At 70.1% G+C, this 25738-nt stretch carries 24 protein-coding genes and 1 riboswitch; of the genes, 18 read left to right on the top strand and 6 right to left on the bottom strand.

Annotated features, from left to right (window positions below; translation table 11 throughout):
* Position 1: 1 nt before the first annotated feature.
* The gene (locus AB0I12_RS15665; RefSeq protein ID WP_359929606.1) at positions 2-613 is read right to left on the bottom strand and encodes a GNAT family N-acetyltransferase; all 612 of its coding nucleotides are present in this window, start codon (positions 611-613) and stop codon (positions 2-4) included.
* A 59-nt stretch (positions 614-672) separates the two neighbouring features.
* On the opposite strand from AB0I12_RS15665, the gene AB0I12_RS15660 reads away from it, so the two are divergent.
* Positions 673-1059: a VOC family protein gene (locus tag AB0I12_RS15660; protein WP_359929604.1), complete on the top strand. Its 387-nt coding sequence runs from the start codon at positions 673-675 to the stop codon at positions 1057-1059.
* A 3-nt stretch (positions 1060-1062) separates the two neighbouring features.
* Here AB0I12_RS15660 and AB0I12_RS15655 read toward each other — a convergent pair whose 3' ends face one another.
* Both AB0I12_RS15655 and AB0I12_RS15650 read right to left on the bottom strand, forming a co-directional pair.
* Positions 1063-2373 carry a glycosyltransferase gene (locus AB0I12_RS15655; protein ID WP_359929603.1) on the bottom strand — a complete coding sequence of 437 codons (1311 nt, stop codon included), beginning with the start codon at positions 2371-2373 and terminating at the stop codon, positions 1063-1065.
* On the bottom strand, positions 2370-4589 hold the full coding sequence (locus AB0I12_RS15650; protein WP_359929601.1) for a glycoside hydrolase domain-containing protein: 2220 nt from the start codon (positions 4587-4589) through the stop codon (positions 2370-2372). Before AB0I12_RS15650 ends, AB0I12_RS15655 begins: the two co-directional genes overlap by 4 nt.
* A gap of 150 nt (positions 4590-4739) precedes the next feature.
* Between AB0I12_RS15650 and AB0I12_RS15645 the strand changes: the two genes are divergently transcribed.
* A complete protein-coding gene (locus AB0I12_RS15645) occupies positions 4740-5546 on the top strand; it encodes a class I SAM-dependent methyltransferase (RefSeq protein WP_359929599.1) in 807 nt (268 codons plus the stop codon).
* Here the strand turns inward: AB0I12_RS15645 and AB0I12_RS15640 are convergent.
* A complete protein-coding gene (locus AB0I12_RS15640; RefSeq protein ID WP_359929597.1) occupies positions 5479-6672 on the bottom strand; it encodes a sigma-70 family RNA polymerase sigma factor in 1194 nt (397 codons plus the stop codon). The two genes, AB0I12_RS15645 and AB0I12_RS15640, sit on opposite strands and share 68 nt — an antisense overlap.
* Positions 6672-7040, bottom strand: coding sequence for a YciI family protein (locus tag AB0I12_RS15635; RefSeq protein ID WP_359929595.1), 369 nt, complete (start codon positions 7038-7040; stop codon positions 6672-6674). The genes AB0I12_RS15640 and AB0I12_RS15635 overlap by 1 nt, the downstream gene beginning before the upstream one ends.
* A 193-nt stretch (positions 7041-7233) precedes the next feature.
* Between AB0I12_RS15635 and AB0I12_RS15630 the strand changes: the two genes are divergently transcribed.
* The 11 genes from AB0I12_RS15630 to AB0I12_RS15580 all read left to right on the top strand — a co-directional run bounded on the left by AB0I12_RS15630 (position 7234) and on the right by AB0I12_RS15580 (position 17396).
* On the top strand, positions 7234-7830 hold the full coding sequence (locus AB0I12_RS15630) for a CDP-alcohol phosphatidyltransferase family protein (protein ID WP_359929594.1): 597 nt from the start codon (positions 7234-7236) through the stop codon (positions 7828-7830).
* Entirely contained in the window at positions 7827-8669 is an 843-nt protein-coding gene (locus tag AB0I12_RS15625; protein ID WP_359929592.1) for a DUF881 domain-containing protein, read from the top strand. The genes AB0I12_RS15630 and AB0I12_RS15625 overlap by 4 nt, the downstream gene beginning before the upstream one ends.
* Positions 8666-8998, top strand: a complete 333-nt coding sequence (locus AB0I12_RS15620) for a small basic family protein (protein ID WP_012920789.1) — start codon at positions 8666-8668, stop codon at positions 8996-8998. The genes AB0I12_RS15625 and AB0I12_RS15620 overlap by 4 nt, the downstream gene beginning before the upstream one ends.
* Before the next feature lie 97 nt (positions 8999-9095).
* Positions 9096-9851 (top strand): DUF881 domain-containing protein, encoded by a 756-nt coding sequence (locus tag AB0I12_RS15615; protein ID WP_359929590.1) that lies wholly within the window; start codon positions 9096-9098, stop codon positions 9849-9851.
* 39 nt (positions 9852-9890) lie between these two features.
* Positions 9891-10274, top strand: a complete 384-nt coding sequence (gcvH, locus tag AB0I12_RS15610; protein WP_355690388.1) for a glycine cleavage system protein GcvH — start codon at positions 9891-9893, stop codon at positions 10272-10274.
* A gap of 131 nt (positions 10275-10405) precedes the next feature.
* Entirely contained in the window at positions 10406-10957 is a 552-nt protein-coding gene (locus AB0I12_RS15605) for an FHA domain-containing protein (protein WP_359929589.1), read from the top strand.
* Positions 10944-11642 carry a MerR family transcriptional regulator gene (locus AB0I12_RS15600; protein WP_359929587.1) on the top strand — a complete coding sequence of 233 codons (699 nt, stop codon included), beginning with the start codon at positions 10944-10946 and terminating at the stop codon, positions 11640-11642. The genes AB0I12_RS15605 and AB0I12_RS15600 overlap by 14 nt, the downstream gene beginning before the upstream one ends.
* Positions 11643-11716: 74 nt before the next feature.
* Positions 11717-12211, top strand: a complete 495-nt coding sequence (locus AB0I12_RS15595) for a bifunctional nuclease family protein (protein WP_355690393.1) — start codon at positions 11717-11719, stop codon at positions 12209-12211.
* Positions 12212-12408: 197 nt separating this feature from the next.
* Positions 12409-13041 (top strand): MerR family transcriptional regulator, encoded by a 633-nt coding sequence (locus AB0I12_RS15590; RefSeq protein WP_359929585.1) that lies wholly within the window; start codon positions 12409-12411, stop codon positions 13039-13041.
* Positions 13042-13104: 63 nt separating this feature from the next.
* Positions 13105-13194: riboswitch (glycine riboswitch) on the top strand.
* A 69-nt stretch (positions 13195-13263) separates the two neighbouring features.
* Positions 13264-16098: an aminomethyl-transferring glycine dehydrogenase gene (gene gcvP / locus AB0I12_RS15585; protein WP_359929583.1), complete on the top strand. Its 2835-nt coding sequence runs from the start codon at positions 13264-13266 to the stop codon at positions 16096-16098.
* Positions 16095-17396 carry a serine hydrolase domain-containing protein gene (locus tag AB0I12_RS15580; RefSeq protein ID WP_359929581.1) on the top strand — a complete coding sequence of 434 codons (1302 nt, stop codon included), beginning with the start codon at positions 16095-16097 and terminating at the stop codon, positions 17394-17396. Before gcvP ends, AB0I12_RS15580 begins: the two co-directional genes overlap by 4 nt.
* On the opposite strand, the gene AB0I12_RS15575 is transcribed toward AB0I12_RS15580, so the two are convergent.
* Positions 17371-18678, bottom strand: a complete 1308-nt coding sequence (locus tag AB0I12_RS15575) for a hypothetical protein (RefSeq protein WP_359929579.1) — start codon at positions 18676-18678, stop codon at positions 17371-17373. The two genes, AB0I12_RS15580 and AB0I12_RS15575, sit on opposite strands and share 26 nt — an antisense overlap.
* Positions 18679-18855: 177 nt before the next feature.
* Between AB0I12_RS15575 and AB0I12_RS15570 the strand changes: the two genes are divergently transcribed.
* Genes AB0I12_RS15570 through AB0I12_RS15550 form a run of 5 tightly spaced genes read left to right on the top strand, consistent with a single transcriptional unit; the run spans position 18856 to position 25481 of the window.
* Positions 18856-20352 carry a pyridoxal-dependent decarboxylase gene (locus tag AB0I12_RS15570; RefSeq protein ID WP_359929578.1) on the top strand — a complete coding sequence of 499 codons (1497 nt, stop codon included), beginning with the start codon at positions 18856-18858 and terminating at the stop codon, positions 20350-20352.
* 32 nt (positions 20353-20384) lie between these two features.
* Entirely contained in the window at positions 20385-22001 is a 1617-nt protein-coding gene (locus AB0I12_RS15565; protein ID WP_359929576.1) for an IucA/IucC family protein, read from the top strand.
* Complete coding sequence (locus AB0I12_RS15560) at positions 21998-22528, top strand: GNAT family N-acetyltransferase (protein WP_359929574.1); 531 nt, start codon at positions 21998-22000, stop codon at positions 22526-22528. Before AB0I12_RS15565 ends, AB0I12_RS15560 begins: the two co-directional genes overlap by 4 nt.
* Positions 22516-23775 (top strand): SidA/IucD/PvdA family monooxygenase, encoded by a 1260-nt coding sequence (locus AB0I12_RS15555; RefSeq protein ID WP_359929572.1) that lies wholly within the window; start codon positions 22516-22518, stop codon positions 23773-23775. Before AB0I12_RS15560 ends, AB0I12_RS15555 begins: the two co-directional genes overlap by 13 nt.
* Positions 23772-25481: an IucA/IucC family protein gene (locus AB0I12_RS15550; RefSeq protein ID WP_359929570.1), complete on the top strand. Its 1710-nt coding sequence runs from the start codon at positions 23772-23774 to the stop codon at positions 25479-25481. Before AB0I12_RS15555 ends, AB0I12_RS15550 begins: the two co-directional genes overlap by 4 nt.
* The last annotated feature ends 257 nt before the right edge of the window (positions 25482-25738 follow it).

Here is a 25738-nt window from a genome sequence, read left to right as displayed (position 1 = left end):
GTCAGGCGAAGTCGATCCGCAGGACGGTGCGGCGCAGGGTGGGGTGGGTGAGTTGGCGGAAGCCGGCTTCTTCGAAGGCTTGGTGGGGGCCGACGTGGAGTTCGCCCCAGGTGATGGTCTTGCCGGGCTGGGTGAGCATCGGGTAGGCCTCGAGGGCCCGGGCGCCGCGCGTTCTGGCGTACGGGATCGTGGCGCGGGCGAGGTGGTAGGTGAGGCCGCGGCCGCGGAAGCCCTTGCGGACGGTCATGCACGTCACGGCCCACACGCTCTCGTCGTCCTTGTCCTCGGAGCGGTCCGCCCAGGGGATGCGCGACGTCCGCAACTTCGGGTAGGCCGTCCGCGGCTCGACGGCGACCCATCCGGCCGGCTCGCCGTCGACGTAGGCGACCAGGCCGGCCGTCGACGGCGCGTCCGGCGTACCGCAGGCGGTCTGGTCCTGCAGCCTCGTCATCCGTTCGTCGAGCGTCGAGTCCCGCCAGATCCAGCCGCGGATCTTGAACCGCTGGCACTGGCACTGCCCGGCGTCCGTCGTTCCGAACACGGCCTGCAGGTCCTCCCACGGCACCTCGTTCGCCGGGACGACGGTGACCTGCGACTCCTCGAGCGCTTCCATGCCGAGCAGGCTAACCCCGGTTCCGGACGACCCCCGTCCGGAACGTTAGGTTGGCCGGCATGCATCGGAGCCGGGTTTCCACGTTCCTGATCGACGTCCGGCGCGATGAGGTGGACGACGCCGCGGCGTTCTGGTCGCGGGCGCTGGGCGTCCGGACCTCGTCGCCGGAGGGGGAGCCGCAGTTCACCACGCTGCACGACGCGGTCCCGGGGTACGTGACGGCAATCCAGTCCGTCGACGACGAGCCGCGCTACCACCTCGACATCGAGACCGACGACGTACCGGCCGAAGTGGCGCGGCTGACCGGGCTCGGCGCGGTCGAGGTCGCGAGCTGGCAAGGCTGCCACACCCTGCGCGCGCCCGGCGGTCACCTGCTCTGCGTCATCCCGGTGCACAGCGACCCGGAGTATTTCGAACAGCACGCGACCGTCTGGAGCACCGAGTAGAGCTCAGGCGACGTGGACGGCGGGCGGCTCGGCCAGCGCGAAGAGCCGGTCGAACACCGCGGCCCGATCGAACTGCAACGCGTACGCCCGCGCGCGCCGCTCGGCCTCCGCTCGCTGCTCATGGGTCCAGTCGCACACGACCTCGTCGAGCACGGCTCGTAGCGTGACCGGGTCGTGCTGCGGCACCAGCAGGGCCGTGTCACCGATCGCCTCCGGTACGCCGCCGGTCGCGCAGGTGATGACCGGCCCGCCGCCGGCGAGCGCCTTCTCGACCAGTGCGATCCCGAACGTCTCCACGAACTCCGGCTGCTCACGGGTCGGCAGCACGAACGCCGCGCTGCCGGCCATCAGCGCCGGCTTCTCCGCGTCGTCCACGTCGGTCAGCACCCGTACCCGCTCGCCCAGGCCCGCTGCCGCCACCCGCGCCACCACCTCGTCCTCCTGCGGCCCGCGCCCGGCCAGGACCAGCTGCACCCGCTCGGCCGACCGCGACCCGGCGTAGGCGTCGATCAGGTCGTCGACCCCTTTCGCCGAGGCGATCCGGGACAGGAACAGCACGTACCCGTCCCGGGCGAGGCCGCGCCGGGCGAGGGTTTCGGCGATCTTGTCGTCGGTGAGCGACAGGTACGACCAGGAGTTGACCGCCGGGTACGAGATCGCGATCCGCTCCCGGCACTGCTGCGCGAACGTCGTGCCGTGCATGCCGTCGAGGGTCGCCGCCGCGGCCACGATCAGGTCCCTGGTGTACTCCGACACCGCCACGCAGTGATCGGCGGCCAGGTAGACCGACAGGATGTGCGCGGCCGCCCCGAACCGGCCGGTGTCCACACACTCGCGCACCACGTTGGTGATGTCCGAGCCCACCGCCTCGGCCACCGTGATGACCTGGGCGGGCCCGATCCGGCGCGCCACTTGGACGGCCTCTTGTACGGCGATCGCGTGCGGGCTCAGGTACAGCGACATCGCCACCGTCGGCACCCCGTCGCTGAACAGCTCGACCAACCGCCCGACCAGCCCGGACAGGTAACGCCCGTCCGGAACCCGGTAGTCGCCGACCGGGCCGGGCCGCTCCACGGTGATCCCGGGACTGTACGGCAGCACGCGATCGAGCGGTTTCAACGGCAGCCCGGCCGCCTCGAGCGCGTCGAGCGGCCACGTCACGATCCGTACGTCGTCGAACCCGCGGGTGAGCGCCACCTCTGCGAGGCACCGCGCCTCACCGGAGTGCCCGCAGATCACCGGGTCGGCGCGGACGACGATGACCAGGCGGCGGTTGGGTGTGGACGGTTCGGGGGAGTGGTCGTCGATGGTCATGCCTCACCTTCAGTGGTGTGCAGTGGGTCGGACGTGGACGGTGGCCTGATCCGGGCGCCCCAGCCGGAGGGCCGGGGGCCGAGCTCGATGTGCAGGGTGCGGATGTGCCGCAGTTCCCGCCCGGAGATCCAGGGGCGCTCGAGGGTCTTGCCATCGACCGCGATGGATTGGACGTAGGAGACCGGTCCGCCTGCCTCGACCTGCTCGAAGCCTGTCGTCGTGATGGACAGGTTGCCCTCGGGCAGCCGGGTCGTGGACTCCGCCACGGCCGGCGCGCTCACCAGGAACAGGTTCTGCCCGGCGACCGGGAACAGCCCGAGCGTCGCCCACACGTACCACGCGGACAGCCCGCCGGAGTCGTCGTTGCCCGGCAGGCCGCCGCGGCCGGTGCCGAACTGGTTGGCGATCGCGGCGTGTACGACCTCGGCGGTTCGGTCCGGCCGGCCGGCGTAGTGGTAGGACCACGGTGCCTCGTAGTCCGGCTCGTTGTTCAGGCCCTCGAACCGGCACAGGCCGTACCCGGCGTCCATCTCGGCCACGCTCGGCGCCACGCCCGGCTGGGTGATCGGTGCGGCGTCGTACCCGAAGAACGTGTCGAGCAGCCTGACGAACGCCGCGTCGCCGCCGGCGAGGGCGATCCGGGCGCGCATGTCGTGGAGCAGCCGGAAGGAGTAGTTCCACCGGCCGCCCTCGTAGAACGTCGAGTCGCGCAGCAGACCGGTGCCCGGGTCGTACGCCGCCCGCCAGCCTTGCGCGAGATCACGCATCTGCTGCGCCAGCGGCCGGTCGCGGACCTTCTGGGCGATCGCCGCGGTGCAGTGGTAGGCGTACGCGAGATCGAGGGTGTGGCTGATCGGGTGCGCCACACCGTGCACCAGGTAGTCCTCGCCGTACGTCCGGCGCAGGTCCATCTCCAGGTGCACCATGGCCCAGTCCCAGTCGATCCCCGGCAGGTCCAGGTGGCACAGGTCGGCCAGGAAGGTGTGCGCGAGCGCGCTGCCCTGCCGGGAGAACCGGTCGGCGCCCTTGGCCATCCGGTAGCCGATCGGCAGGTTGCCCTCCTGCTCGCAGATCGACAGCATCGCGCCGGCCAGCGCGACCGAACGCTGCGGGAACAGCGTGGTCATCAGCGGCAGCTGGGTGCGGTAGATGTCCCACATGGTGCAGATGTCGAACGCGTACGGCCCCTCGGTCGTCCAGGAGGGGCTCTCGTCCGGGGCGAAGCACGGCTTGACCAGCGAGTGGTAGAGCGCGGTGCCGAACACGGTCGCCTGGTCATCGGACGCGGCGTTGATCGCGACCTTGCCGAGGTGGTCGCGCCAGGTGGCCGCCGTGCGGTCCCGCCGTACGGCGAAGGTGGTCCGGGTGCGGCCGACGTCCGAGTGCAGGTTGTCGCGGGCCGTCTCGCACCCGCGCAGGGAGAACCCGAGCCGCACCTCGACGGTCTGCTCGGCGCGCGAAGGGCCTATGAAGATCAGCCCGAACGGCCGCAGCGTCGTCGGCCGGATGTAGTCGAAGTCGAGGCGGGTTCCGCCGGGCATCAGGCGCCGGTCGTACCACAGCAGCTGCCGCCAGCCGGGGGCGTCGACCTCCAGGTGCACGGCCAGCGGCACGCCCTCGACGTGGATCTCGCCCTGCGCCACACCCGGCTCCAGCAGTGCCAGGTGTGCCTTCAGCGGGACGGTCTTGCTGTGCGGGATCGCGAGGCCGCCGGTCGACGCGTCGATGACGATCCGGGCGGCGTCGTGCGACGGGAAGGTGTACCGGTGCACAGCCGACTTGGGGCCGACCGTCACCTCGCAGCGCACCCCCGAGCTCAGCGTCGCGGCGTAGTAGCCGGGCTCGGCCACCTCGTCCAGCAGGTCCCACGTGGTGCCCAGGTCGTCGAGCGGTCCGAGCATCGGCGTGACCCGGAAGTAGTTGTAGTACTTGCGGATCGCGCCGGTGCCGGACTGCTGGAAGTGCGTGAAGCCGGAGGCGACCGGGCGGTCGTACAACTGTCCGGGCACGCCCTCGGTGTTGAAGTCGTACAGCCCGTAGCCGGTCGGGTAGGCGCCGGAGTACGGGCAGGCCGACACCATCCCGAAGGGGTGCATGGCGCCCGGGTGGGTGTTGCCGACCTGCGGCTTGGGCCACCACCAGGTCGCGGCCAGGCCCTTGGGCGTGGGCAGGTCGGTGGCGCCGGTCCCGATGAACGGGTCGACGTGCTCGTACATCGGCCTCACCGCCTCGTGCGGGCTGACGTGGACTCTCAAAAAGTAAGAAGCGCGTGTTTCAGCCGCGTGACCGAACGAGACGGGCAGGTTACGTCGGCCCGCAGCAGAATGCGGTACTCGGGTGGCGCGCCGCGGTCTACGCTCCGACGCATGACCGAACTCGCGGCGACGTTCCAGCAGGCGGCAGTGGCGGAGGCCTACCAGCATCGGCCGCCGTACCCGGACGAGGTGTTCGACCGGCTCCTGGAGCTGATCACCGACGAGCCGCGCCGGGTGCTGGACATCGGCGCCGGCGAGGGCGCGATCGCCCGGCCGCTCGCGCCGCACGTCGAGCACGTCGACGCGGTCGACTTCTCGGCGCCGATGATCGAGGCCGGCAAGCTGCGCCCGGGCGGCGACCGTCCGAACATCAGCTGGCAGGTCAGCCCGATCGAGACCGCCGCCCTCGACGGCCCGTACGCACTCGTGACGGCCGGCGCCAGCATCCACTGGATGCCGTGGGAGGAGACGTTCGCGCGGATCGTCCCGCACCTGACGCCGCACGCCCAGCTGGTCGTCGTCGACCACGGTCCCGTCGACGAGCCCTGGCTGCCCGAACTCGTCCAGGTCATCGAGCGGCATTCCCGCAAGCAGAACCACGACCCGAAGTTCGACGTCGTCGACGCGATCCGGGACCGCGGCCTGCTCGACCTCTCCGGCACGGCGCGGACGGCGCCCGTCACGTACCACCAGACCGTCACCGACTACATCGAGCGGCTGCACTCGACGTCCAGCCTCGCCCGCCACCTGATGCCGGCCGACGAGGCCGCCGCGTTCGACGCCGGGATCGAGGCCGCGGTCCGTCCGTACGCGAAGGACGGCGTGCTGGAGCTGACGATCGAGGCCGAGCTCAGCTGGGGCCGGCCGCAGAGCCCGCCCGGGACAGCAGGTAGCGCTGCTCGGGAAGGCTCTGCGTGAGCCGCGCGGCGAGTTCGTAGGCCTCCCGGGCGGCAGCGGTGTCGCCGGACAACTCGAGTAGATGCGCCCGTACGGCGGCCAGCCGGTGGTGGTCGTGGAGCGCCGGATCCACGTCGTCGAGCAACGTCAGCCCGGCGGCCGGTCCGTGCACCATCGCGACCGCGACGATCCGGTTCAGCGTCACCATCGGACCCGGCGCGGTCGACTCGAGCAGTTCGTACAGCATCAGGATCTCGCGCCAGTCGGTCTCGTCCGCGGTGGCCGCCGCGTCGTGGACCGCGGCGATCGCCGCCTGCAGCTGGTACGGCCCGACCGGCGCGGACCGCAACGTCGACTCGATCAACGCGGTGCCCTCGGCGATCGCCGCCGCGTCCCACAGCGACCGGTCCTGCTCCGGCAGCGGCACCAGTGCACCGTCGGCCGTCGTCCGCGCGGGGCGACGCGCATCCGTCAGCAGCATCAACGCCAGCAGACCGGCCACTTCACCTTCGGCCGGCAGCGAGCCGTGCAGCTGGCGGGTCAACCGGATCGCCTCGGCGCTCAGCTCGACCCGGTGCAGCGACGTACCGGACGAGGCGGTGTAGCCCTCGTTGAAGACGAGATACAGCACATGCAGTACGGCGGCCAGGCGCTCGGGCTGCTCGGACGCCGGCGGCATCGCGAACCGGGCGCCCTGGAGCTTCGCCTTCGCCCGGCTGATCCGCTGACCGATCGTTGCCTCCGGCATCAGAAACGCGCGGGCGATCTCACCGGTCGTCAGCCCGCCGACGGCGCGCAGCGTCAACGCCACCTGCGACTGCGGCGTCAGTGCCGGATGGCAGCACAACATCAGCAACGTCAACGAGTCGTCCTCCGCCGACGCCGGCTCCGGGGCAGTCCACGAGGCCACGGTCTCCTCGCGGCGCGTCCGGGCCGCCTCGTTCCGCAGCACCTCGATCCGCCGCCGCGACGCGACCGTGACCAGCCAGCCGCGCGGATTGTCCGGCACACCCTCGGCCGGCCACTGCAGCGACGCCGCCAGCAGCGCCTCCTGGACGGCGTCCTCGCACGCGTCGAAGTCGCCGTACCGCCGGACCAGCGCGCCGAGCACCTGCGGCGCCTGCTCCCGGAGTAGCTCCTCGAGCATCACATGAACGCGCCGAGGTCACGGACCGGCCGCACCTCGACGACGCTGAACGGCGCCTCCGGGATCTGCGCGACGATCTCCACCGCCCGGTCCATCGAATCGCACTCGAGCAGGTAGAAGCCGGCGAGCTGCTCTTTCACCTCGGCGAACGGACCGTCCGTCGTCATCGGCCTGCCGTCGCGGATCAGCACCTGCTTGGTGAGCTCCGGGGCGTCGAGCGACTCCGACGCGACCAGCTCGCCACGCGCGGCCAGCGCCTCGTGCAGGGCGGCGTACCCGGCCATGCCTTCCTTCTTCTGCTCATCCGTCAACGCGTCCCATACCGCCCGGGACTCCGGGTTGCCGTAGATCAGTACGAGGAACCTCATGTGCTCAGCGTAAGCATCACCAGGGGGTATCGATCGGGTCACTGGTTCGTAGCGGGCGTAGCGGCCGCCGGGCAGGCGCGTTCTGGTATCAGGGGAAAGCTGGGGCGTGCCCCGGGCCAGGCGGCCGTAAACCTGTCGGGGCGCCCCAGTAGAGTTACGACGGGTATCCAGGGTGGAGAGAGGGAGGGGTCGCGTGCCGGACTTGGAAGTGTCCGACCGGGTGTGGACGATCCCGAACGCACTCAGCTTCCTGCGGTTGCTGGGCGTGCCGCTGTTCCTGTGGCTGGTCCTCGGGCCGGAGGAGGACGGCTGGGCGCTGCTCGTGCTGGCCGTGTCCGGGTTCACCGACTGGGCCGACGGCCAGATCGCCCGGCGGATGAACCAGACGACCCGCCTGGGCCAGATGCTCGACCCGGTCGCCGACCGGCTGTACATCTTCGCCACCGTCATCGGGCTGGCGTTGCGCGACATCATCCCCTGGTGGCTGGCGATCGCGCTGCCGCTGCGGGACGTGCTGCTCACGCTCACCCTGCCGGCCCTGCACCGCCGCGGCTTCAACGCGCTGCCGGTGCACTTCCTCGGCAAGTCCGCGACCTTCTGTCTGCTGTACGCGTTCCCGCTGCTGCTGCTCGGTGACGGCGACAGCACGCTCAACCTGCTCGCCCGCGTGTTCGGCTGGGCGTTCGCGATCTGGGGCACCGGTCTGTACTACTGGGCCGGCGCGCTGTACTTCGCCCAGTTGCGGCACCTGACCCAGACGGTCAAACCGATCAAGGACTCGGCCGGGTGACCCAGCAAGCCCCCCAGCAGACGCCTCCTCGGCGCGTCGACGCGTCGATGTCACTGCTGAACAACCTGATGGCGCACCCGATCGACGAGGGGTACGCCGTCGCCGCCCGCACCCGGTCGAACGCCGACGGCAAGCAGACCCGCTCCCGGCACCGGACCATGCTGGTGCTGGCCGCCGCCGTCCTCGGCTTCCTGCTCGCCGTGGCCGCCGCGCAGAACTACCGCAGCGCGCCCGAGGCGGAGAAGCAGCGCAAGGAACTGATCACCCGCAGCAACCAGGCCGACACCCGGCTGAACGAGCTGCGCAACCACCAGTCCCAGCTCGCCGACGAGGTCCGCCGGTTGCAGGCGAGCGGACTGAGCAACGACAGCACGGGCGCGGCGCTGCAGCAGAAGCTCGACGATCTGGAGCTGCAGACCGGGGCGATCGCGGTCACCGGTCCCGGGATCAAGGCGGTGATCGACGACGCCAAGGACGCCGACGCCAAGGAAGGCCGGCTGCTCGACGTCGACCTGCAGCAGCTCGTCAACGGCCTGTGGACGTCCGGCGCGGAGGCGGTCTCGGTGAACGGGCACCGGATCACCTCGCTGACCGCGATCCGCGGCGCGGGCAGTGCCATCACCGTTGACTACAGTTCGCTGACCCCGCCGTACACGGTGCTCGCGATCGGGGACACCGCGACCATGCCCGCCCGGTTCGCGCAGAGCTCCGGCGGGCAGTGGGTGCAGTACCTGGTCAGCAACTTCGATGTCCGGATGACGATCACGACGGAGGATTCCTTGCAGGTGCCGGCCGATGCGACCATCGCGTTGCGCTACGCGAAGGTGAGAACGAGATGATCGCCGTACTCGGGCTGGTGATCGGTGTCGTCATCGGTCTGCTGGTCGCGCCCGACGTCCCGGACTGGGCGCAGCCGTACCTGCCGATCGCGGTCGTGGCCGCGCTCGACGCGGTGTTCGGCGCGCTGCGCGCGTTCCTGGACGGGATCTTCGACGACAAGGTGTTCGTCGTCTCGTTCGTGTCCAACGTGCTGATCGCGGCCCTGATCGTCTACCTGGGCGACCAGCTCGGCGTCGGGTCGCAGCTGTCCACCGGTGTGGTCGTCGTGCTCGGCATCCGCATCTTCACCAACATGGCCGCGATCCGGCGGCACATTTTCCGGGCCTGACATGAGCGACGAGACACCGGACAAACCCGCGCAACCGGCCTCACCTGCCGACACACCTGCAGGTTCGCCTGCCGATGCGCCGCAGACCCCGACACCGATGCCGAAGCCGAAGCCGCGGACGCCGAACCTGGCCCTGCGCCGGCTGCGGGCCGGGTTCAAGCCGTCCCGCGGCCAGGCGATCGTCGCGGTCGTGCTCGCCCTGGTGGCCTGCGTCGCGGTCGTGCAGGTCCGGGTGAACCGGGCCGACGACGGCTACCAGAACGCCCGCCGCGAGGACCTGATCGCGATCCTCGACGGCCTCGGGCAGAACACCCGGCGGCTGGAGAGCGAGATCGCCGACCTCGAGGAGCGGAAGAACTCGCTGTCCTCCAGCGCCGACAAGGCGCAGACCGCGCGCGAGCAGGCCGAGGCCCAGGTCCGCACCCTCGGCATCCTCGCCGGCACGCTGCCCGCGCAGGGCCCCGGGGTCCGGATCACGCTGAACGACCCGCAGGGCAAGATGACCTCGAGCAACCTGCTGGACGCGATCGAGGAGCTGCGCGACGCCGGCGCGGAGGCGATCCAGGTCAACGGGTCGGTCCGGGTGGTGGCCAGCACGGACTTCGTGGATGACGCGCCGGGGATCTCGATCGACGGCCAGAAGGTGAACTCGCCGTACGTCATCGAGGCGATCGGGGAGTCCCACAACCTGGCCGAGGCGGCCAACTTCCCGGGCGGTCTGGTCAGTGAGGTGACCGGCCCGCAGGTGGGCGGAACGGCCGAGGTCACCGAGCTCGGGAACGTCCCGATCACCGCCTTGCACGTCCCGGAAGAGCATCGTTACGCTCGCCCGGCGCCCAGCCCGACCAAGTAGCTGTCCCTGTAGCTGTACTTGAGTGAAAGAGGAACGAAGGTGTACCCCGAAGACCTGAAGTACACGGCCGAGCACGAGTGGTTGAAGGCCGGCGAGGAAGGACCCGTGCGGGTCGGCATCACCGACTTCGCGCAGGACCAGCTCGGTGACATCGTGTACGTGCAGCTGCCCGACGTCGGCAGCGCGGTGCGGGCCGGCGACGCGTGCGGTGAGCTGGAGTCGACCAAGAGCGTGAGCGACCTGTTCGCCCCGGTGAACGGCACCGTGACCGCGGTCAACGAGGCGCTGGCCGACCAGCCGGACCTGGTGAACAGCGACCCGTACGGCGAGGGCTGGCTGCTCGACATCGAGGTCGAGGACGCCGCCGAGGTGGCCGCGCTGATGGACGCCGAGGCCTACAAGGGGCAGCTCGACCAGAGCTGACAACTGACTGGTAGCGTTACCGGCCTCAACCGCTGGTCGAGGGTTGAGGCCGCTGTCCACACTGTCAACACTGTCAATACGGGGTCTATCGAAGACGTCGCCGGACCGCCGGCGATCGGGAGGATCACAGCATGCCGTTCTGCAACCAGTGCGGGCACGAGAACTCCGAGGGCAGCCGGTTCTGCTCGCAGTGCGGAGCGATGCTGCCTGGCGCGGACCGCCCGGCGGCAGCCCCGGCGACCCCCCAGTCGGCACCTCAGCCGACACCCGGTGTCACCGACACCGCGATGCTCACGCCGATCGGCGCCGAGCCGGAGCCGGAGCAGCAGACCGGTGAGCCGCTGTCGGTCGACGACGCGGCCGCGGTCGGCGCACTGCCGGCCGGTTCCGCCCTGCTGATCGTGCAGCGCGGCCCGAACGCGGGCAGCCGGTTCCTGCTCGACGTCGACGTGGTGACCGCGGGCCGGCACCCGGACAGCGACATCTTCCTCGACGACGTGACGGTGTCGCGCCGGCACGCCGAGTTCCGCCGGGACCCGTACGGCGTGAAGGTCCGCGACGTCGGCAGCCTGAACGGCACGTACGTGAACCGGGACCGGATCGACGAGGTCCTGCTGAACAACGGCGACGAGGTCCAGATCGGCAAGTACCGGCTGGTGTACTACGCCAGTGGCCAAGCCTGATCCCAGCGCCGAAGGGCCGGTGGGCGGCCGCGGCATCGGCGAGGTGCTGCAGCTCCTGCAGGCCGAGTTCGCCGACGTCACGATCTCCAAGATCCGGTTCCTGGAGGCCGAGGGGCTGGTCACGCCGGCCCGGACGGCGTCCGGCTACCGCAAGTTCAGCGCCGCCGACCTGGGGCGGCTGCGGTACGTGCTGACCGCGCAACGCGACCAGTACCTGCCACTGAAGGTGATCAAGGAACATCTCGGCGCGATCGACCGCGGCCTGCGTCCGGCGGCTGCGGGTCCACCGGTCGCGCCGAGTTCGTTGCCGCAGACTCCCGGCCAGCCGGTCGCCGAGGACTTCGGTGCCGCGGGCACCGAGCTGCGGCTGACCCGCGACGAGCTGCTGCGGGCCGCCGGAGTGTCCTCGGAGCTGCTCGGTGAGCTGGAGGGCCACGGCCTGGTGGTGGCCAGCGGCAACCACTACGGCGGCGACGCGATCGTCGTCGCGCAGGTCGCGGCCGAGCTGGCGTCGTACGGGATCGAGCCGCGGCACCTGCGGGCGTTTCGAACGGCGGCGGACCGCGAGGTCGGCCTGATCGAGCAGGTCACGGGACCGCGCCGTACCGAACAGACCGGGGAGCTGGCCGCCCTCACCGTCCGGCTGCACACCGCTCTGGTCCGCTCCCGCCTGCCGCGTCCTTAGGCGACCGCACGGCCTTCGTCCACAGGTGACCCCTTCGGCCCGCCCGGTGCTTCGGCTCGGAGTAGGCTGAAGGGGTGCGCGAAGTCGACGTGGTCGGAGTCCGGGTGGAGATGCCCTCGAGTCAGCCGATCGTGCTGCTCAAGGAGGTCGGAGGTGAGCGATACCTGCCGATCTGGATCGGTGCTGCCGAGGCGAGTGCGATCGCCTTCGCCCAGCAGGGGATGGAGCCGCCCCGGCCGCTGACCCACGACCTGTTCGCGGAGACCATCCGGGTGCTCGGGCACACGCTCAGCCAGGTCCGGATCGTGAACCTGACCGACGGCGTGTTCGAGGCGATCCTGGTGTTCGACGACAAGACCGAGATCTCGGCCCGGCCGTCGGACTCGATCGCGATCGCGCTGCGGACCGGCACGCCGGTGTTCTGCGCCGACGAGATCCTCGCCGAGGCCGGCATCCCGGTCCCGGAGAGCGAGGCGAACGACGCCGACGAGGTGGAGGAGGAAGAGGAGGTCGAGCGGTTCCGGGAGTTCCTCGACCAGGTGACCCCGGAGGACTTCGACAAGAGCTGACACCCCGGCCCCGCCGTGGTGCGGCAGAAGGTGCAAGTGCGGCTAGGTAACGATTCGTACGACGGTCGCGACACGCTCGCGGCTCGGCGCGGTTGTCGTTGACCCGGTTCGGGCGGCGGCTTACCGTGAAGGAGTCGTGGGGTGATGTCACTCCACGCAGATGACTCGTTCCAGTCGGTATCCAGGGAGGCTCAGGCGTGACACGCACCGGGGACACGGATCTGACGGCGCAGTCGACGTCCGACGCGCACGCAGAGGCCATGGCTGCCGCTACAGCCACCGCCGGCGTCCAGGGTCTGCTGTTCGACGACGACCTGCGGCCGATGCCGGAGGACGTCGGGTTCCGGGGGCCGACGGCCTGCGCCGCGGCCGGGATCACCTACCGGCAGCTCGACTACTGGGCCCGCACCGGCCTGGTCTCCCCGTCCGTGCGCCCGGCGACCGGCTCGGGAACGCAGCGGTTGTACGGTTTCCGCGACGTCCTGTTGCTGAAAGTGATCAAGCGGCTGCTCGACGCCGGGATCTCGCTGCAGCAGATCCGGACCGCGATCGCGCACCTCAGCAAGCGCGGCTTCGACGACCTGACCCAGATCACGCTGATGAGCGACGGCGCGTCGGTGTACATGTGCACCTCGCCCGACGAGGTCATCGATCTGCTGGCCGGCGGCCAGGGCGTGTTCGGCATCGCGCTCGGCGGTGTCTGGCGCGAGGTCGAGGGCACGCTGTCGGAGCTGCCGACCGAGCGGGCCGACGGTCACGACGACGGCGACTCGGACGGCCACGCGGGCGACGAGCTCGCCGCCCGGCGCCGCGCCCGGATGACCGGCTGACGTCTCGTTCGGTCCTGCGTGCCCGAACTGTGCGCGGATTCCTGGTAGCCTCGGGACAGCCGTTCACAGCACTCGGGAGAGTCCCGTGTCATCGGGCGCCGAAGGGGCAATTCCTCCCCGGAACCTCTCAGGCCCATGGACCGAGTGTCACAGGCGACTCTGGAGCGTAGTGCGTGACAGAGGGGGAGGCGACCGGAAGCACGTCAGCAACGGAGCCTCTTGATGACCGAACAACTCTCCGCCACGTTCGCCGACCGCCACATCGGGCCGCGTCCCGACGAGGTCGCGCGGATGGTGCAAGCCCTCGGGTACGCCGATGTCGACGCGCTCGTCGACGCCGCGGTCCCGGCGTCGATCCGCTCCGCCGAGGGGCTGCGGCTGCCCGAGCCCGCCTCCGAGGTGGACGCGCTCACCGAGCTGCGGCAGCTCGCGGCCCGCAACACCGTCGCCACCTCGATGATCGGCCAGGGGTACTACGGCACGTTCACGCCGTCGGTGATCGTCCGCCGCCTGGTCGAGAACCCGGCCTGGTACACCGCGTACACGCCGTACCAGCCGGAGATCTCCCAGGGCCGCCTCGAGGCGCTGCTGAACTTCCAGACCGTGGTCTCGGACCTGACCGGCCTGCCGACCGCGAACGCGTCGCTGCTCGACGAGGGCACCGCGGCCGCCGAGGCGATGACGCTGGCGCACCGGTCGAACAAGAAGAGTAAGTCCGACCGTTTCCTGGTCGACGCCGACACCTTCGCGCAGACGATCGCGGTCGTGCAGACCCGCGCCGAGGCGCTGGGTATCGAGGTCGTCGTCGCCGACACCACCGACGGCCTGCCCGAGGGTGACTTCTTCGGCTTCCTCGTGCAGTACCCGGGCTCCAACGGCGCCGTCCGCGCCCTGAAGCCGCTGATCGAGGCGGCGCACGAGCGCGACACGCTGGTTGCCGTCGCGTCCGACCTGCTCGCGCTGACGGTGCTCGAGGCGCCGGGTGAGGCCGGGGCCGACATCGTGATCGGCTCGTCGCAGCGCTTCGGCGTGCCGCTGTTCTACGGCGGTCCGCACGCCGGGTTCATGTCCGTGCGTTCCGGTCTGGAGCGGTCGCTGCCCGGTCGTCTCGTCGGCGTCTCGGTCGACGCGGACGGCGCCCCGGCGTACCGGCTGGCGCTGCAGACGCGCGAGCAGCACATCCGTCGCGAGAAGGCGACGTCCAACATCTGTACGGCGCAGGTCCTGCTCGCGGTCGTCGCGTCGATGTACGCCGTCTACCACGGCCCCGACGGCCTGCAGGCGATCGCCGAGCGTGTGCACTCGTACGCCGGCAAGCTCGCCGCCTCGCTGCGGGCCGGCGGCGTCGAGGTCGTGCACGGCGACTTCTTCGACACCGTCCTCGCCCGGGTCCCCGGACGCGCCGCCGACGTGGTGGACGCCGCCCGGCAGAACGGGATCTGGCTGCGGCTCGTCGACGCCGACCACGTCGGCATCTCGTGCGACGAGAAGACCGACGTCGCGACGCTGACCCGGGTCTGCCAGTCCTTCGGCGCTCAGTACGACGACACGCTGGGCGCGCCCGCCGTCGCCGTACCGCGGACCACGGAGTACCTGACGCACCCGGTGTTCAACACGCACCGGTCCGAGACGGCGATGCTGCGGTACCTGCGCAAGCTGTCCGACATGGACTACGCGCTGGACCGCGGGATGATCCCGCTCGGCTCCTGCACGATGAAGCTGAACGCGACCACCGAGATGGAGCCGGTCACCTGGCCGGAGTTCGCGGACCTGCACCCGCTCGCGCCGATCGAGGACGCGGCCGGTTACGTGAAGCTGATCGGTCAGCTGGAGCGCTGGCTGGCCGAGGTCACCGGGTACGCGAAGGTCTCGATCCAGCCGAACGCCGGCTCGCAGGGTGAGCTGGCCGGTCTGCTCGCGATCCGCGGCTACCACCGTGCCCAGGGCTCGGCGGACCGCAACGTCTGCCTGATCCCGGCCTCCGCGCACGGCACGAACGCCGCCTCCGCGGTGATGGCCGGCATGAAGGTCGTCGTTGTCAAGGGCAACGACGACGGCACGATCGACCTGGACGACCTGCGCGCGAAGGCGTCCGAGCACGCGGAGAAGCTGGCCGCGATCATGATCACCTACCCGTCGACGCACGGTGTGTACGAGGAGAGCGTCCGCGAGGTCTGCCGGATCGTCCACGACCACGGCGGCCAGGTGTACGTCGACGGCGCGAACCTGAACGCCCTGCTCGGCCTCGCCAAGCCGGGCGAGTTCGGGGGCGACGTCAGCCACCTGAACCTGCACAAGACCTTCTGCATCCCGCACGGCGGCGGCGGCCCGGGCGTCGGGCCGGTCGCGGTCGCGGCGCACCTGGCGCCGTACCTGCCGAACCACCCGCTGCTCGACCAGGCCGGCCCGGAGTCCGGTGTCGGCCCGATCAGCGCGGCGCCGTTCGGGTCCGCGGGCGTGCTCGCCATCTCCTGGGCGTACATCCGGATGATGGGCGCCGAGGGCCTGACCGCGGCGACCAAGGCCGCCGTGCTGACCGCGAACTACGTGGCGAAGCGGCTCGAGGGTGCGTTCCCGGTGCTGTACACGGGCGAGAACGGCCTGGTCGCGCACGAGTGCATCCTGGACCTGCGGCCGATGACCAAGGAGACCGGCATCACCGTCGACGACGTCGCGAAGCGGCTGATCGACTACGGGTTCCACGCCCCGACGATGTCGTTCCCGGTCGCCGGCACGCTGATGGTCGAGCCGACCGAGTCCGAGGACCTGGGCGAGCTGGACCGGTTCTGCGACGCGATGATCGCGATCCGGCACGAGATCGACCGGGTCGCCGCCGAGGAGTGGCCGGCCGCCGACAACCCGCTGGTGAACGCGCCGCACACCGCCGAGTCGGTCATCAACGACAAGTGGGAGCACGCCTACACCCGCGAGGAGGCGGCGTTCCCGCGCTCGGTCGACCGCACCTCGAAGTACTGGCCGCCGGTCCGCCGCATCGACGGCGCGTACGGCGACCGCAACCTGATCTGCTCGTGCCCCGCCCCGGAGGCCTTTGAGTGACTTCCGTACGTCCTGACACCGCCGCTGCCCTGTTCGCGGAGGTCGCGGCGGCGCAGGGGGAGTCGAAGCTGCCGTCGGTGAACGCCGGGGTGGTGCGCGACGGCGCGCTGGTCTGGACGGGATCGCGTGGGCGGTTCGCGACGGCGGACGGGGCGTTGCCGGGCACGGACGTGCAGTACCGGATCGGCTCGATCACCAAGACGATGACGGCGCTGCTGATCATGCAGTGCCGCGACGACGGGTTGCTGGCGCTGAACGATGCCGTCGGCAAGCATCTGCCCGGGATCGCGTTCGGGGACCGGACGGTCCGGCAGTTGCTCGCGCACAGCGGCGGGATGAACGCCGAGCCCGAGGGCCCTTGGTGGGAACGCAATCCGGGCGTCTCGTTCGACGAGCTGACCGCGGCGATGAACGACTCGCAGGCGGCGGGCCCCGCGGACCGGCGGCACCACTACTCGAACCTCGGGTACGGCCTGCTCGGCGAGATCGTGGCGCGGCTGCGCGGGGCGTCCTGGCTGGAGCTGGTGCGCGATCGCATCCTCGATCCGCTGGAGATGCGGCGTACGACGTACTTCCCGGAAGGCCCGTCCGCGGAGGGCTTCTCGGTGCATCCGTTCAGCGGCCAGCTCGACCCGGAGCCGTCGTACGACTCGCGCGCGATGGCGCCGGCGGGGCAGCTGTGGAGCACGATCGAGGACCTGGCCCGGTACGCCGGGTTCTGGATCGACCCGCTGCACGAGGTGCTGAGCCGGGAGTCGGTCGAGGAGATGGCGTCACCGGTGGCCTCGGATCCGCGCGAAGGGCTGAACGCGTCGTACGGGCTGGGCCTGCGGCTGATCGCGGACGACCCGCATCTGCTGATCGGTCACACCGGGTCGATGCCGGGCTTCCTCGCCGGGTTGTTCGTCGACCGGGTCCGCCGGGTCGGAGCGGTGACGCTGGGCAACGCGACGTACGGCCGGGTCGCCTCGCTCGCACCGGACCTGGTGCGGATCCTGACGAGGTACGAGCCGCCGCTCACGCAGGAGTGGCTGCCGGAGCCGCCGCTCGCCCAGGGCGCCGAACTGCTCGGCCACTGGTACTGGGGCAACACGCCGGTCACCATCTCCGCGACGGCCGGCATCCTCCAACTGTCCGGCGGCCTCACCACCCGCCTCTCACCCCTCGGCCCCGACCTCTACCAGGGCCGCGACGGCTACCTGGCCGGCGAGAAACTCCACGTGATCCGCGACGGCGACACGATCTCCCACCTCAACGTCGCCACCTTCGTCCTCACGAGGACGCCCTACGGTCGCTGAGCTCCTCGAGCTCACGTGCCTCGTCGGCGAACTCGGCGCGGCCGAGTAGATTCGCGGCCTCGGCAAGAGCGGCACGGCTGATGGACGAAGCGTGTTCGCGGGCGAGCGCGGTCGCCTCGGCGGTGAACTGGGCGGCGGCCGGCTCACTGTGGCCCGGGTAGACGCGCATCGAGAAGGCCGCTTCCGCGAGCTCGGTCAGGAGGTCGCCGAACTGTCCCTGCTCCGCGGCCGCGAGTTCTCGGCGGACGGTGAGACCGGTCCGGTACACGGCCAGCGCCTCGTCGTGTTCGCCGACGGATGCGAACCCGCGCCCGACGGTGCTGCACAGCGCGGCGTACGTCGCCGGGTGTCCGCCGTCCCGCCGCAGGATCTCCAACGACTCCCGCCAGTAGCTCAGCCCGTCGTCCTGGTGGGCGAGCAGCATGATCCCGCCGAGGACGCGGACCGCCTCGGCGAGCTCGGGCACCCGGGCCGGATCCGCCTCGGCGAGGGCGCGCTCGTACCCGATCCATTCGTGGGCCGCGAGGACCGCTTCCTCGCGCCGGTCGAGGTGCCCGAGGGTGGTCACCAGCCGTTCCGCGGCCTGGGCGGCGTCCTCGAGCATGTCGGGCTTCAGGGGCACCACGCGCCGGTAGAGCTCGCACGCCGCCGTCGCGACGGGGAGGGCCTCTTCCCACCGGTCGCATCTGCGCAGGCCGATCGCCTGGTTGGCCAGGTGCTGCGCCAAGATGTTCTCCTCCGCCACGACCAGAGCACGCTGCACGACTATCGCTTCCTCGTTGTACTGGATGCTCTCGCTGTCGCGATCGAGCCTGCCGAGGCTGAGCGCCAGATGGTTCAGCGCCCTGGACAAGTTGCTGCGGCACCCCGGGTGGTCCACCACCAGCGATCGCCAGGTCTCGACCGCTTCCCGGGCGGCCGCGACGGCCTCCTCGTGCTTGTCTCGTTCGTTGAGCAGCTGCCACTGCTTGTCGAGGGCGTTGGCCAGGTGGTGGGCCTCGCCGGGTCGCTTGGCCGCGAGTTTCCGGAAGCTGCGGACGGCGCCCTCGACATGCTCCAGCGCATCGTCCCCGGTCGCCTGCATCAGCTCGAGCGTTCCCCAGGAGCGCCTGAAGCTCGTGCGCCGGGTGAAGAACGTCGCTATGTACACCGCGAGCCCCAGGGTGACCAGCGCGTGTCCGTACCGTGCACCCGCGATCCAGCCGGCCAGACCGGTCAGCACCGCCAGCGTGGCCACCGCCTGCACCATGCCGCGGGTCAGGATCGCGCGCACACTCGTCATGGCCGCCCCTTTCGCTCAGTTGATGAGTGAGATGCATCGAGGTGGGGATCCGGTTGCTTCGGATCGTGAGGATGTTCACTCCGGCCGTGGCCGAGTTGACACGGTGGGTGAGCCGGGCAAAAGTTAGGGCTGCCTTAGTAAGGGTTGCCTTACTCGACAACTTCCCGGGAGATCTGGATGTCGCAGCCCGCGCGTCTGTCCGCCGTGACAGTGCCGCCCGCACCCGTTCAGGATCCGTTCGCCGCGCGTTGGCCGTTGGCCTCGACGGTGCCGGACCGTGAGCGTGGACCGTTGCCGCACGGGTCGCCGGGAGCGGTCCTGCGGCGCGCTGCCGAGGTGCTGGGCGAGCCGCGGGTCCCGTCGATCGGCATGGGGGAGTCCGCGGCGCTCGACCTGATTGCGGGGCTGCTCGCCGAGCACGGGATCGACCTCAGTCACCCGCACGCCGCGGCGCACCTACAGCCGCCCGTGCTGCAGGTGGCGGTCGACGCGGACGCGTTGGCGTCGGCCTCGAACGCCTCGATGGACACCTACGACTCAGGACCGGCGACGCTCGCGATCGAGCAGTGGGTCGTGAAGGCGCTCGCTTCGCTGGCCGGGTTCGGCCCGCGCGCGGATGGCGTACTGACGCCCGGCGGCTCGATCTCGAACCTGCTCGCGGTCCTGATCGCGCGCGACAGTGCGGCCGCCGCGGCCGGCGTCGACGTCCGGCGGAACGGTCTGCAGGGTCTCGACCGGCCGGTCGTGTTCTGCTCCGAGCTCGCGCACTTCTCCGTCCAGCGGGCCTGCGCCGCGCTCGGGCTCGGAGAGGAGGCGGCGATCACGATCGCGTCCGACGAGAACTTCCGGATGCGGACGGACGTCCTCGCCGACGAGCTCGCCCGGCCCGGCCGGACGCCGGTGGCGGTGATCGCGACCGCCGGTACGACGGACTTCGGGTCGGTGGACCCGATCGCGCCGATCGCCGCGCTGGCCCGGCAGTACGGCGTCTGGCTGCACGTCGACGCGGCGTACGGGTTCGGGGCGCTCTTCTCCGACCGGCTGGAGCCGCTGCTCGCCGACCTGCCGCTCGCGGACTCGGTGACGCTGGACCTGCACAAGATCGGCTGGCAGCCGGCCGCGACGAGCATGCTGCTGGTGGCGGACCGGACGCGCTTCTCGGCCTTCGACCGCTCGGTCGACTACCTGAACCCGGCCGACGACATCGACTCGGGGCTGGACGGGCTGCTCGGTCGCAGCCTGCAAACCACGCGCCGTCCGGACGCGGTCAAGGTTGCCACCACGCTGGCGGCCTACGGACGGGCCGGACTGGGAACGATGCTCGACACCTGCCACGAGCTCGCGCACGCCGCCGCGGCCCGGGTCGTTGCCGACAGCAACTTGGAGCTGCTGGCGCCGGTGACCCTGACCACGGTGCTGTTCCGGGTCGCCGGGCAGGGGCTGGACGCGGCCGCGCTGGACGCCGTCCAGGGTGAGGTCCGGCGCCGGTTGCTGACGTCCGGCCGGGTGCTGATCGGCCGGACGAAGCTGCCGACCCGCGGCGGCCGCCCGGCGGCGGTCGCGTTGAAGCTGACGCTGCTGAACCCGAACGCCACCGCGACGGACATCGAAGACCTGCTCGACCAGGTCGTGGCCACCGGCCTCGACATCCTGACCGGCGAAGGAGCGGCGTGAGCAGTGTCATGAGCAGTGGCATGAGCAGTGGCATGAGTGTTGCGGTCGATGCGCATCTGAATGCGATCCTGCGGTGTTACACGAGGGAGTCGGCGGTATCGGTCGCCGTCGGGCCGTTGACCTTCCCGGTCGGCGAGTCGACCGTGACGGCGCAGGTCGAGCACGCCTCGCGGACGGGGCTGCACCAGTTCGGCGACGTGCGGGTGGACGGCGTACGGCCGGCGCCTGAGGAGCTGGTGCGGTTGCTGTCCGCGGACGCGGATCCCGCCGAGATCGACGACCTGGCGGCGCGGACGGCGGAGTCGGTGCGGAACGTGTCGCTGTTCGTCGACCAGGCCGACGGCGTACGGGGGCCGGGACGCTTCCTCGAGTTCGAGCAGGCGTTGCTGTTCGGGCATCTGAACCATCCGGCGCCGAAGAGCCGGGACGGACTGAGCGGTGACGAGCTGGCGGCGTACTCGCCGGAGCTCGGCGGCCGCTTCGCCATGCACTGGTTCGAAGCCGACGCCGAGCTGGTGTCGTCGGACCAGGTGGCCGGCGCGCCCTCGCTGCAGGGACTGGACGCTGTGCAGCTGATGGGCGCGCTGGCCGGTTTCACCCCGTCGTCGGCCCGCGTGCTGATCCCGGCCCATCCGTGGCAGGCGGCCGCCGTGGCCGCGCGCCCGCGGGTCGCCTCGCTGATCTCTGCCGGCCGAGTGAAGGCTTTGGGGCCGGCCGGCGCCCAGTGGTACCCGACGTCCAGCCTGCGGACCGTGTTCCATCCGGATCTGCCGGTGATGCTGAAGCTGTCGCTCGGGCTGCGGATCACGAACTCGCGGCGGGAGTCGACGCCGACCGAGCTGCGCCGCGGGCTGGAGATCAACCGGCTGCTCGACGCGGCGTACAACGCGGGGACGGCGACCGCGCACCCGCGCTTCAGCATCGTCCGCGACCCGGCGTGGGTTGCGCTCGACGAAGGCGGACCGACGTTGACCGGTCTGGACGTGGCAGTGCGGGAGGTGCCGGCCGACGTCAACAGCTACGCCTGCCTGGCGGGTCTGGTCGCGCCGCGTCCCGGTGGTGTGAGCCGGCTGAGCGATTGTGCCGCCGATGATCCTTCCGGCTGGACGGCGGCGTACATCGACAACGTGTTGATCCCGATGCTGCATTTGTATGCCGAGACAGGCATCGGCCTCGAGGCGCATCAACAGAACACGCTGGTACGGCTCGACGGGGCAGGGCGGATCAAGGGCGGTGCGTACCGCGACAACCAGGGGTACTACCTCGCATCGTCGTACCTGCGTGGTCTGCTCGGTGTCACCGGGCTGCGTGACTCGACGCTGGCGGTGGTTGACGACCCGATTGTCGACGATCGACTGACTTACTACCTGCTGCACAACCAGGCCCTGGCCGTGGTCGGATGCCTCGCGGCGGATGGGGTTGCCGACGAGGGCGAGCTGCTCGGTGTGGTGCGGGAGCGGCTGAGGCTCGCACTGCCGTTGCTGAAGGCTGCCGGACCCGACGGCGACCGGCTGGCGCGCCGTTGGCTCGAGGCGAAGACCCTGCCGTGCAAGGCGAACATGCTGACCCGGCTGCGTGGCATCGATGAGGTAGTGGCGCCACTGGACGCACAGTCGGTCTATCTCGACATCCCCAACCCGCTGCGGTGACGTCCTTCGAACTGCGCGCGGCTGACCCGTCCGACGCCCCGCGGATCGCCCAGTGGATGTCACAGCCGCACATCGCTCGCTGGTGGCACCAGGGCTGGTCGGTTGAGCGCTGGGCGCAGGAGATCGAGCAGCAAGCGGCGGGGGAGCACTCCACGCCGTACCTGGTCGCAGTGGACGGGGAGGAGTTCGCGTACGTCGAGTTGTACCGGGTCCGGCTCGACCGCCTGGCGGAGTACTACGCATACGGCGAAGACGACTGGGGCGTGCATGTAGCGATCGGTGACGTCACGCGCGTCGGGCAGGGACTCGGGCGTGAGTTGTTGCGTTCGCTGGCTGCTGTGGTGCTGCAGGCGGACCCAGACTGCTCGCAGGTGGTGGCTGAACCGGACATCGAGAACACCCCGTCCGTCCGGGCGTTCGTCGCGGCGGGTTTCGTCCAGCACGGGGAGCTACAGCTGCCCGAGAAGACAGCACTACTGATGGTCCGCACCCGGGCCGTGCAGGGAGGCATGACATGTACGACGTGATCGCGATCGGCTGCGGGCCGTTCAACCTCGGACTGGCCGCACTGGCCGACGGTGTGGACGACGTACAACTGGCTGTGCTCGACAGCCGGCCCGAGTTCACCTGGCACCGCGGGCTGATGTTCGAGGACGCGATGCTGCAGGTGTCGTTTCTGGCGGACCTCGTGTCGTTGGTCGAGCCGGCGCATCACCTGTCGTTCCTGTCGTACTTGAAGGACAACGACCGGCTGTATCAGTTCTACGTGCGGGAGAAGTTCCATCCGACGCGGCGGGAGTACGAGGCGTACCTGCGGTGGTGTGCAGCGCAGCTCGATTCGCTGCACTTCGGTCACCACGTGCGGGAGGTGGTGTGGAACGGGTCGTGGTTCGAGCTGACGGTTGAGCGTGGTGAGGCTTCTTTGGAGCGGTTCGAGGCCCGGCACTTGGTCGTTGGCGTCGGCACGGAGCCTTTCGTACCTGCTGCGCTGGCTGGGCTGCCGGCTGAGCGGTTCACGCACTCGGCGGACTATCTGTTCCGTCGGGACGACCTGCTGCGCACAGGTCATGTGACGGTGGTTGGCTCGGGCCAGTCGGGTGCTGAGTGTTTCTTGGACCTGCTGCGCTCAGATGGCCCGGCAGTGTCGTGGCTGACCCGCACGGCGGCGTTCACACCTCTCGACTACTCGAAGCTCGTGCTGGAGATGACTACGCCGTCGTACGTCGACTACTTCCACGCACTGGACGAGCGTGTGCGTGACCAGCTGGTGAAGGACCAGTGGCGCCACTACAAAGGCATCTCGTCGGAGACTCTGGAGGACATTCACGACCTCCTCTACGCGCGGGACCTGAGCGCCGCACCGGCCGAGCTGCAGGTCGGCGTGGGTGTTGTGTCCGCGGTCGCCCGCGCTGACGCTCTTGAGCTGACCATGCTGCACGCTGACAGCGGCAAGACCTTCCAGCACACCACCGGCGCTGTAGTGGCCGCCACCGGCTACCGCAACCGTTCTTTGCCTTTCATGGAGTCTCTGCAGTCGCAGATCGACCACGACGCTGCCGGCCGCTGGGTCATCAACCGGAACCACAGTGTGCAGGGTGCTTTGGAGGGCCGTCTCTTCGTGGCGAACGCCGACCTGCACAGCCACGGCGTCGCTGCGCCCGACCTTGGCATCGGAGCGGTTCGCAATGCGACGATCTTGAACAGTGTGGCCGGCCGAGAGGTGTTCCGGCTGCCCAAGTCCACCGCGTACACGACGTTTGCGATCCCCGGATGAGCGTCTGGGCGCAGTGCTCGTCGGAGCTGCTGGCGAAGTTGATCTCACAGTTCTGCAGCGAAGGGTTGCTGGAGCCTGTCGACGATCGACTCGACTTCGGCTCGGTGTCCTATGTGTTCGAGGCGACCCGCGGCGGGTTCGGGAGCTGGCGGGTCGATCCGGCGTCGATACGACGGACCACCTCCGGCATCCTCGGCAACGACGAGAGCGAGGTCGCGACCGATCCGATCCAGTTCTTCGTCGACGCCGCAGGCGTACTCGGGGTCGACGGGTCGACCGTGGCCGGGTACGTCGCGGAGCTCACGAGCACCCTCGCGGCCGACGTACGCATGGCCTCCACGGCCGTGCCCGCTGCCGAGTTGCTCGAACTGCACCACAGCCGCCTGGAAGGGCATCTGACCGGGCATCCACTTCTGGTGGCCAACAAGGGACGCTTGGGGTTCTCGGCGTCGGACAGCGAGCGGTATGCACCTGAGGCGCGTACGCCGCTGCGCCTCGTCTGGCTCGCCGTACGACGTGGACTCGCCGAGTTCCGCGGTACGCCGGACCTGTCGGAGCACGCTGTCATCGCGCGTGAGCTGGACCCGCCGACCATCTCGGCCTTCCGCGCGAGGTTGGACGATCCGGACGCCTATGTCTGGTTGCCGTGTCACCCGTGGCAGCTGGACCACGTCGTCCGCACCCAGTGGGTCCGCGAACTCGCGACCGGCGAGATCGTGGTGCTGGGGGAGAGCCCCGACGAGTACCTGCCGACCCAGTCGATCCGCACGACGGTCAACATCTCCAACCCTGCGCGCTACCTGGTCAAGTTGCCGCTGAAGATCTTGAACACCTCGGTCTACCGCGGTATCCCGTCACACTGCACCCTCGCCGCCCCCATGATCACCCAGTGGCTCCGCGGCCTGTGGTCCCGCGACGAGGTCTTCCAGGAACTAGGCACCGAACTCCTCGGCGAGGTCGCCTCGGTCACCGTCCCGCACCCCGAACTCTCCACCCACCCCGGCATCCCGTACCAGTGGACCGAAACCCTCGGCTGCATCTGGCGCGACCCCATCGACCCACGCCTACGCGCCGACGAAACCGTCTGGCCACTGGCCGCCGTCCTCCACCCCGGCTTCGCGGCAACCGCGATCACCCGCGCCGGCACCGACGCCCAAACCTGGCTGAGCCACCTCCTGGCCACCGTGTTGCGCCCCCTCCTCCACCTGCTCCACCACTACGGCATCACCGTCAACCCCCACGGCGAAAACCTCGCCATCATCTGCAACGACGCCGGCATCCCCACCCGCCTCGTCATCAAGGACCTCGTCGACGACATCAACCTCTCCACCACCTCCATCGTTGCCCGAGGCCCCGAACCTGACGCCCACACCCGAGTCCTACCCCGCAAACCCTGGCCCATCCTCCGCCAGTACGTCGTCGACGCCCTCCTCCTAGGCGTCCTCAACCCCCTCGCCGCCCACCAGTTGATCCCCGAGCCCACCTTCTGGTCCCTCACCCGCTCCGAAATAGACCGCTACACCCAAGCCCACCCCCACCACGCCGACCGCCTCAAAGCCACCGCCCTAACCGCCGAAACCTTCCTCCGCTACCCCCTCAACAGCTACCGCCTAACCCTCGGCTACACCGACCTCGCCACCCGCCCACCGATCCCTGTCACAGGCACCATTCCAAACCCTTTGCATAGCGCCGACTCGAAGGACTGACTGCGGAAAATCTCATGCTGGCAACCCCTTGCCAATCGGTTGCCAAAGCGGATCAAATGGCTCATGCATTTGCCTCGTGCAACCGGTCGGTGAAGATGCTCGTGCGTACACCGGGCGCGCTCTGCCCGGAACCAGCGCCCTATCTCGAGATTTTGACCCAGAGTGTCGAACTTGACACTCTAGGTGACCCTGGCCCTAGACTCGCGACTCACCAAGCGCTTGGTCGGGAGATGGGGTCAACGGGGTGACGTGCGTCG

The sequence above is a fragment of the Kribbella sp. NPDC050459 genome, from assembly GCF_040655315.1.
Taxonomy (GTDB): domain Bacteria; phylum Actinomycetota; class Actinomycetes; order Propionibacteriales; family Kribbellaceae; genus Kribbella.
This window is presented reverse-complemented; position numbering and strand designations above follow the sequence as displayed.